Genomic DNA, 5,957 nt, shown 5'->3' on the forward strand with positions numbered 1-5,957 from the left:
TCGCCGGGCAGGCCGGCTTCAGGTTCGGGTTCGTGGGGTCGTCGGTGGTCAGCTCCGCGAGGCGGCGTTGGGCGTCGGCCTCGCTGTCGGCCTGGTCCTTCGGACGGCGCAGATCCAAACCTGAAGATCCAGGGTGAAGGAGACAGACCTATGCCGCTGGTCGCCGGCATCGACTCGTCCACGCAGTCGTGCAAGGTGGTGGTCCGCGACGCCGAGACCGGCGCGCTGGTCCGCGAGGGGCGCGCCACGCATCCGGAGGGCACGGAAGTGCATCCGGACGCGTGGTGGCGCGCCCTGACCGAGGCCAGCCGCCAGGCCGGCGGCCTCGACGACGTGGCCGCGGTCGCTGTCGGCGGCCAGCAGCACGGGATGGTCTGTCTCGACGAGTCGGGCGAGGTCGTGCGCCCCGCCCTGCTCTGGAACGACACCCGCTCGGCGCAGGCGGCCTCCGACCTGACCGCCGAGCTGGGCGGCCCGAAGGCCTGGGCCGACGCCGTCGGCTCCGTGCCGGTGGCCAGCTTCACGATCACCAAGCTGCGCTGGCTGGCCGAGCACGAGCCCGCCAGCGCCGACCGCACCGCCGCCGTCTGCCTGCCGCACGACTGGCTGACCTGGAAGCTCGGGGCCACCGGCGCGCTGGGCGACCTGCGCACCGACCGCGGCGACGCGAGTGGCACCGGCTACTGGTCGCCGGCCACCGGCGTCTACCGCAACGACCTGCTCTCGCTCGCCTTCGGGCGGGAGCCGCACCTGCCGACCGTGCTGGCACCGACCGGCCGGGCCGGCACCATGCCGGGTGGCGCCGTGCTCGGCCCGGGCACGGGCGACAACGCGGCCGCCGCGCTCGGCGTCGGCGCCCAGCCCGGTGACGTGGTCGTCTCGATCGGCACGTCCGGCACGGTGTTCAGCGTCGCCGACCTGCCCGCGGCCGACCCGAGCGGCATCGTGGCCGGGTTCGCCGACGCCACGGGCCGCTTCCTGCCCCTGGTCTGCACGCTCAACGCCGCCCGGGTGCTCGACGCCGCGGCGACCATGCTGGGCGTGACCCACAGCCGGCTCGCCGAGCTGGCCGCTTCGGTGCCGGCCGGCGCTGACGGCCTGGTCATGGTCCCCTACCTGGAGGGCGAGCGGACCCCCAACCGGCCGCTGTCGACCGGCGCCGTGCACGGCCTGACCCTCAAGACCTCGACGCCGGCGCACTTCGCCCGGGCCGCGGTCGAGGGCATGCTCTGCGCGCTCGCCGACGGTCTCGACGCGCTGATCGCCGAGGGCGCCGCGGTCAACCGGGTCATCCTGATCGGCGGCGGTGCGCGCAGCGAGGCGGTCCGGCGGATCGCCCCGGAGGTCTTCGGCTGCGGCGTCGTCGTGCCGGCGCCGGGGGAGTACGTCGCCGACGGCGCCGCCCGCCAGGCCGCCTGGGTCGTCTCCGACCAGCCGGCGCCGCCCGCCTGGGCGACCGGCCGGACCGAGAGCTACGACGCCCGCCCGGTGCCCGCGATCCGGGAGCAGTACGCCGCGGTCCGGGAGCTGGTTCACGACCGCCCCGCGTGAGGTTTCTTGGTTTTGACCTCCGCCGACCAGCGGTCCAGGCGGCCTGAAACACAGCGTGAACTTTCGCACCACTGGCCCCATCGCGATACCGTCGTTAGGCGATGGATCGGGAGGGCGCTGACGCGCCACATGAGGTCCGCGAGCGCGCCGGAGCGCTCGCGGAATACCTGCTCGCCGTCCGGGCCCTGCTCGACAAGCCGGTCCGCGCGGTGCCGACGGGCGACGCGTTCTGGCACGACGACCTCCCCACGCACCCCGCGGTCGAGTTGGGCCCGCGTCAGCCCGGCGCCGGCTGGCTGCGGGTCGGCCGCCCCGGCCCACCGCCGGCACCGTCGATCCCGCGGCCGCTGCTGCGCCACCTCGTCTGGGACCTGACGCCGGACCACCCGCCCACGCTGCAAGGGTCCGACGACGAGGACCGCACGGCCGCGTTCACCGCGTGGCTCGACGACGAGTGGCGACCGTGGGCCACGGAGCACCGGCGGGCCGCCGCCGCCCGGGCCCTGCACGACCGCCTCTACGACCTGCGCTACCGCGTCGACATCGACTCCGCGCGGGTCGAGCTCGTCTGGGGCCACGCGATCCTCGACGCGCCGGTCGGCGGTGAGCCGGTCCGCTATCCGCTGCTCGCCACGCCGGTCGCGATCGACTACGACCCGGAGACCACCACGGTCACCGTGCACCCGCAGGGGCCGGCCCGGCTCCAGGTCGACGCCCTCGGCGGGCTCGACAACCGCCGGGTCGGCGACCTGCTCGACCTCGCGGGCCCGGGCGGCCACGTCGAGGTCGACCCGTGGGACGCCGACGAGCGGCAGGCGTTCGCCGGCCGCGCGCTGCGCCGCCTCGGCTTCGAGCCCCGGCTGCGGTTCGGCGCCGACCCGCTCGACGAGCCGCACGTACACGACACCGGTGTGCTGTTCCTCCGCCCGCGCCAGCGGATGGTCCGCCGCTTCCTGGAAGCCGAGCGGGACCGGCTGGCCGCGCCGGGCGACGGGCGGGTCGGCGCGCTGGCCGGCATCCTCGCCCACGAGCCGAGCGCGTTGGTGATGCCCGACGACGACCCCGACGCGTGGGTACGCACCGGCGAGCGCCTGCTCATGCCGATGGCGACCAACGAGGCGCAGGAGTCGATCGCGGCCCGGCTGGCGGCGCACCGCACGGTCGCCGTGCAGGGCCCGCCCGGCACCGGCAAGACGCACACGATCCGCAACCTGATCTGCCACCTGGTCGCGCACGGCAAGCGCGTGCTGGTGCTCGCGCAGAAGGAGGACCCGCTGCGGGTGCTCCGCGACGGGCTGCCGGCCGAGATCCAGCCCCTGTGCCTGGCCGTGCTCGGCCGCTCCGCCGACCAGCTCGTGCAGCTGCAGATCGCGGCCCGCGAGCTGTCGGACCGGGCGGCCACCCTCGACCGGGACGCCGCCGCCGACGAGATCGCCCGGATCACCGCCGACATCGACGCGGCACACGACCGCTACGGCGCGGCCCGCGGCGAGCTGCTCGCGGTGGCCGAGCGGGAGACGGCCACGTACCCGGTCGGCGGAGTGCCCTCCTCGCCGGCCGAGGTCGGCGACTGGCTGCGCCGCACGTCGGCGGACGGCATCGTGCCGGACCCGGTGCCGCCGGGCACGCCGGCGCCGCTGACGGCGGGGGAGTTCGGCCTGCTCGGCGACCTGGCGCGGGCGATCACCCCGGCCGACCGGGTGCACGCCCTGGCCGAGCTGCCGGCCGACGGCCAGCTCCCGTCCGGCGAGGCCGTCGCGGCCCAGCGGGCGGCGCTCGGCGACGCCGTGAAGGTGGTCGACCAGGCCCGCGACCGCGGCGTCGACCTCGACGGCGCCCGCCGGCTCGGCCCGGCCGGGGTCGACGACCTGGCGGCCGCGCTGCGCACCGCGGCGGAGACGCTCACCCGGCGGGCCGGCAGCTGGACCGACCGGCTCGGCCTGCTGATCCGCGAGCCGAGCTGGCAGGCCGTCTGGGACGAGCAGGTCACGGCGAGCCAGCGGATCCTCGCCGAGCTGGGCCGGCGCACCGCGGCGCTGTCCGGCCACCGCGTCGAGATCGGCGAGGCGCACGCGGCCCAGCCACGCCGGCTGCTCGAGCAGCTCGGCCAGGTCCGGGAGCGGTTCGCCGCCGGCAAGCCGGTCCGCCGGCTGACGCACGGCGACCTGGCCCGGTTGGTGGCCGGATGCCGGGTCGACGGCGAGCAGCCCCGCACGGCCGACGACGTCGACCTGCTGGTGGCCAGCGTGCAGCGGCAGCAGCTCCGCGAGCAGCTCGCCGCGCGGTGGGCCGAGTGGGGCGGCCGGCTGGGCGCGCCCGTGCCGGCCTCGGGCGGCGGCGAGCCGGAGCTCTGGGCGGGCCGGCTGCTGGCGGAGGCCCTGGACGCGCTCGACTGGGAGAGCCGGCGCTGGCCCGCCCTGCGTACCACCCTCGCGGTCCTGGTGCCGTCCTGCCCACGCGCCGTCGACGCGCCCGCGCTCGCCGACCTGGCCGAGCTGGCCGAGGCGACGTCGGCGGTGTTCACCGTCGACCGGATCGAGGCCGAGCAGCGGGCGATGAGCGGCTGGCTGGCCCAGGTCACCGCCGCGCCGGGCGCCCCGCCGGTGCTGCGCGCGCTGGCCGCGGCCTGGTCCGCCGAGGACGCGGTGGCCTGGAACGGCGCGCTCGCCGAGATCCGTCGGCTGTGGACGGTCAAGCCGGACGCGACCCGGTACGCGGCGCTGCGTGCCCGGCTGGCGGCGGTCGCGCCGCAGTGGGCCGGCGCCTACGACCGGGGTGAGACGCCGGCCGGTGGCGAAGCGGCGCTGCGGGCCTGGGCGTGGCGGCAGGCGCAGACCTGGTTCGACGACGTGGCGGGCACGCACGGCGTCGGCGACGACGAGCTCGGCCGGCGCCTGGAGCGGGCCCGTGACCAGGAACGGCGGCTGACCGGCGAGCTGGTGGTCGGCTCGGCGTGGCTCGAGGTCGCGCGCACGCTCGACGACCGCCGCAAGGCGGCCCTCGCCGACTGGGCCGCCGCGCTGCGCAAGATCGGCAAGGGCACGGGCAAGACCGCGGCGCACTGGCAGGCCGCCGCACAGCGCGCGATGGCCGAGGCCGCCACGGCCGTTCCCGTGTGGATCATGTCGGTCGACCGGGCCCTGGAGCAGTTCCCCGGCGCCGGCCCGATCTTCGACGTCGTCGTGGTCGACGAGGCGTCGCAGGCCGACATCTTCGCGCTGCCGGTGCTCGGCCTGGCCCACCGCGCGGTCGTCGTCGGCGACGACCAGCAGATCGGTCCGCAGCTCGTCGGCCTGCCGGCGGACCGGGTCAACGCGCTGATCGGCACGCACCTGGCGCCGGCCGGGGTGCCGTCCGCGGTGCACTTCGACACCGAGAGCAGCCTCTACGACCACGCGGTGCGCCGCTCGCCGCAGCGGATCCTGCTCACCGAGCACTTCCGCAGCGTGCCGGCGATCATCGCCTTCTCCAGCGACACGTACTACGACGGCAAGATTCAGCCGCTGCGCGCCGACCGCCCGGCCGGGCTGGGCGCCGCGGTCACCGCGATCCACGTGCCCGACGGGCGCCGGGTCCCGTTGCCGGAGTACGGCGAGGTCAACGTCGCCGAGGCCGAGGCGCTGGTGTCCCAGGTGGCGGCGCTGGTCGCGGACCCGGCGTACCACGGCCGGTCGATCGGCGTGGTGAGCCTGCTCTCGACCAGCGGCCAGGCCGACTACCTGCAGCACCGGTTGCGCGAAGAGCTGGGCACCGACGAGCTGGAGCGGCGCAGCCTGCGGGTCGGCGACGCCTACACGTTCCAGGGCGACGAGCGCGACGTGGTGCTGCTGTCCACGGTGGTCGCGACCGCGGACGGCCCGATCGGCGCGTTCACCAAGCGGGACTACCACCGCCGGGTCAACGTCGCCGCGTCCCGGGCCCGCGACCAGCTCTTCCTCTTCCACTCGGTGACGGCCGGCGAGCTCAACCGCGACGACGCCCGCGCGCTGCTGCTCTCGTACGCCACGCGCCCGGCACCCGTCCCGGAGCCGGCCGACGGGCGGGTGCTGGACAGCGAGTTCACCCGCGAGGTCTGGCGCCGGCTGACCGCGGCCGGCCTCGCCCCGGTGCCGCGGTTCAAGCTCGGCGCGTACCAGATCGACTTCGTGGTCAACGCTCCTGACGGCCGCCGCCTGGCGATCGCCTGCGACGACCGCTACCGCGGCGCGGCGGCCTTCGCCGCGGAACTGCGCCGCCAGGCGATCCTCGAGCGCGTGGGCAACTGCGTCTTCGTCCGCCTACGCGCCAGCCTCTTCCACCGGGATCCCGACCGCGCGATGGACCCGGTCTGGATCCGAGCCCGCTGGCCGAGATCCGCCGGATCGTCCGCAACTCGGTCGAATACGGCTGGCAGGTCCCCACGGTCC

At 76.3% G+C, this 5,957-nt stretch carries 2 protein-coding genes; both read left to right on the forward strand.

What is annotated here, in order from left to right:
- Window positions 1-150 precede the first annotated feature (150 nt).
- Window positions 151-1,551 (forward strand): xylulokinase, encoded by a 1,401-nt coding sequence (gene xylB / locus AB0H87_RS36735; protein WP_360156709.1) that lies wholly within the window; start codon window positions 151-153, stop codon window positions 1,549-1,551.
- A gap of 101 nt (window positions 1,552-1,652) precedes the next feature.
- Window positions 1,653-5,957 (forward strand): AAA domain-containing protein (locus AB0H87_RS36740; protein WP_360156712.1); only part of this gene is annotated, 4,305 nt, incomplete at its 3' end.

The sequence above is a fragment of the Asanoa sp. NPDC050611 genome (assembly GCF_040654855.1).
Classification (GTDB): Bacteria; Actinomycetota; Actinomycetes; order Mycobacteriales; family Micromonosporaceae; genus Asanoa.